3 protein-coding genes are annotated in these 2,815 nt (G+C 48.6%); 2 read left to right on the top strand and 1 reads right to left on the bottom strand.

Translation table 11 applies throughout. The annotated features are described in order from the left end of the window. Positions 1-152: 152 nt before the first annotated feature. A complete protein-coding gene (locus Q0620_RS09555; RefSeq protein ID WP_298784773.1) occupies positions 153-503 on the top strand; it encodes a hypothetical protein in 351 nt (116 codons plus the stop codon). On the opposite strand, the gene Q0620_RS09560 is transcribed toward Q0620_RS09555, so the two are convergent. Next, entirely contained in the window at positions 463-1,257 is a 795-nt protein-coding gene (locus Q0620_RS09560) for a tetratricopeptide repeat protein (protein WP_298784775.1), read from the bottom strand. The two genes, Q0620_RS09555 and Q0620_RS09560, sit on opposite strands and share 41 nt — an antisense overlap. A gap of 439 nt (positions 1,258-1,696) precedes the next feature. On the opposite strand from Q0620_RS09560, the gene Q0620_RS09565 reads away from it, so the two are divergent. Next, positions 1,697-2,722 (top strand): hypothetical protein, encoded by a 1,026-nt coding sequence (locus tag Q0620_RS09565; RefSeq protein ID WP_298784778.1) that lies wholly within the window; start codon positions 1,697-1,699, stop codon positions 2,720-2,722. Positions 2,723-2,815 lie beyond the last annotated feature (93 nt).

Here is a 2,815-nt window from a genome sequence, read left to right on the forward strand (position 1 = left end):
ATTTTAAAATCAAAATTTATGCCTTGCTCGCAGCGCCGCCCGTAAAATTTTAAAGTTGAACCTCTGTGGGCAGCAAATTTAGAACTAAGCCTTAAAAATTTTATAGCAATAGAATTCCAAGTAAAGCTCCGCCGCTAAATTTAGCAAGCCGCATGTACGGGCTATCTGCATATTACCGAATTCCGTTCGCTGTAGAATTGCGGCGAAATTCCACGCACTATAAAAGCTCACAAATCCGCCGCGGTAGTATCGCAAGTGAGCCCATCGCAAAAACCAATACCGCGCAACGAGCAGCGCAAACAGGCGGTGCAAGGCGCGAGCAGTGCAAAACAAACAGCGCACGGCGAACAGCACAAAACAGAAATCTCGCAACAGGCAGTGCGAGGCGAATAGCGCAAAATAGACAGCGCACGACAGACGGTGCGCGCGACGAGCAGGGCAAACAGGCAAACGCATGCTGGGCTACCGACTGCCCTGCTTCTTTAAAATTTTCTCTTTTATAAACTCGTAGAACTCGCAGGATTTTTTATTGCCCGCGTCGCAGCCCTTTTTGACGTATCCGAGCCCCTTGGAAAATCCGCGCAAATCCCCCTCGCTCAGATACAAATAGCCTAAATTATTGCAGGCGTCGCCGTAGCCCATTTCACAGGATTTGGTGTAGAATTTCACCGCCTTATCGCGATCCTGCGGCGCGCCGAGGCCTTTATCATACGCTAAGCCCGCGTTATAGCAGCTGTCCCTCGGCCCGCTGTCACAGCCTCGCTCGAAAAAGCTCGTCGCCTTTGCCGGATCCGCCGCAAGCCCAAAACCGCCCGTGAAATAGACCACGCCCGCATTGTGGCAACTCTTGGCATAGCCTAAATCGCAGGCCTTGGCGTAGCGCTGCGCGGCGGCAACGAAGTCCCTACTCAGGCGCCCTCGCTGATATAGGTTGCCTAGCTTGTGGCAAGCTATGGCGACGTTTTTATCGCAGGCTGCGTCATAAAATACTCCCGCTTGCGTCGCATTGCCCTCGCCGTCGTATAGGGCTCCCAGATCAAAGCAGCTATCTTTTTCGCCCGCCTCGCAAGCCTTAGCAAGAGCAAGCTTGGCGCCGTCGTAATCTCCGCGGGAGAGCTTGTCGCGCCCCAGCTGCGCGCAGCTTACGCCATCGCCGCGGTAGCATTTGAACGACAAAACGGGCGACGGCAAAAAAAGCACCATAACCAAGACGCAAACGGCGATAGAAAGCGCCGTTATGTCGATGATCTTTCTCATATCTATCCTTTTTGCGGCGATGTGCCGCGGGGCTTAAGGGGCGGTCTTGCAGGCAAATCCCGCCCGAGTAAATTTTGCGGATGAAATTTTGCCGCCTTAAAGCTCTGTTTTAAAATTTTAAGATGGGCTTTAGCGATGAATTTCTGGCTTGAAATTTATCGCATCTAGCTTTTTAGGGGTAGCCACAGCATTGCGCTAGTTTAAATTTTATTTCGCCGGGCTTTATGGCGGTGGAGCTTATCTGCGAAAGCCTCTGCAAAGCTTATTTGGGATGGAATTTTATCCGTAGCGGTCGCGGCAAGGAAATTTCTCGCGCAGCTGAAATTTAAGCAGCTGAAATTTAATTCGTATAGGCGGGGAGCTAAAGCGGCAAAATCCCTAAGCCTAGGGCTTTTAGGTTTAGGGATTTTACTTTTATACGAAATAAGAAAGGTCGGTAATGAGGTTTTTGATTATTTTGGTGCTTGCATTTGCGGCGTTCGCGCAAGAGAGCAATATGCAAAAATGGGCGAAAGAGATTACTGCGGATGCGCAGATCCCGCAGGATAAGTTTTTGGCGTTTTATCTGAATAAAGATGAGCCTAAGAAGGTGGTTTTCTCTGAAAATGTCGATCGCATCAGCGTCAATTATGAAGGAAATTCCTTTCATGAAATTCCATCTCCAAATCTTATGGCGTATTGGGTAGGCGAGTTTAATTTCGACGCCGATATCGAAAAGATGGTGCTAGGAGATTACGGCTGGTCTACGCTGGTAATCGCCGTGGACGGCACGGACGTGCTAGGTGGGACATCTAGCAATCAAAAGCGCCCGCTTACGTATAAATTTAGCAAAGGCAAGCACAAGATCGAAGCGTGGTTTTTAAATGACGCGCATTCCAGCGAGCTTTTCGTGGATTTTAAAGATGTAGAGCCCTTTTATCGTCAAAAAGACGCCGTAGCCAAGATCCCTGCGGATAAGGACTACGATCTGTGGCTGGGCGCGATCTACGAAAGCGCGCAGATGAATAATCGCGTCAAGCTAAATTTAGCCAAATCCGATAAGCCTATCGTGCTACTGCTTAGCTCATATCGCGCCGTGGAGTGGGAGATCTCAAATCCTCAAAATAACGAAATTCTAGCCGTGTTAATTTACAATCCCATTAGTAGCGTCCGTGGCGTAAGCGGTGCGCTTTACGTCGAGGACTACAGATACACAGAGGCTGCGGATGGGCTTAAATGCGAGTGCATCTCGGGCAATGTCTTTCACTGCGACGGCAGCGAGATTTATGATATGAACGGGCGCGTAAACGGGATATTCGGCAGAGGCCTGGGGGCATTTGCCGGCAAGCACGCCGTAAATTCCTTAGATCTGCCGGGGCTTGTTATTACACCAAAAATTTTAGACGACAGTAAAGCTCGCCTACTCTCGGTAGAAGCGGACCGAAAGAAATGCGAAAGCACGCCGATGGATGATGTGTTTAGGTGAGAGGATTTACGAAATTTTATTTTAAGTAATTTGAGTTTTTAAATTAGTTATTGGCTTAAATTTAAATTGCGGTTTTAATATTAAAAACATTAT

Source organism: uncultured Campylobacter sp. (assembly GCF_938017615.1).
Classification (GTDB): domain Bacteria; phylum Campylobacterota; class Campylobacteria; order Campylobacterales; family Campylobacteraceae; genus Campylobacter_B.

Excerpts from the sequence above, each read along its gene's own strand:
- Q0620_RS09555 (WP_298784773.1), top strand. The coding sequence starts at position 153 with ATGTACGGGCTATCTGCATATTACCGAATTCCGTTCGCTGTAGAATTG.
- Q0620_RS09560 (WP_298784775.1), bottom strand. The coding sequence starts at position 1,257 with ATGAGAAAGATCATCGACATAACGGCGCTTTCTATCGCCGTTTGCGTC.
- Q0620_RS09565 (WP_298784778.1), top strand. The coding sequence starts at position 1,697 with ATGAGGTTTTTGATTATTTTGGTGCTTGCATTTGCGGCGTTCGCGCAA.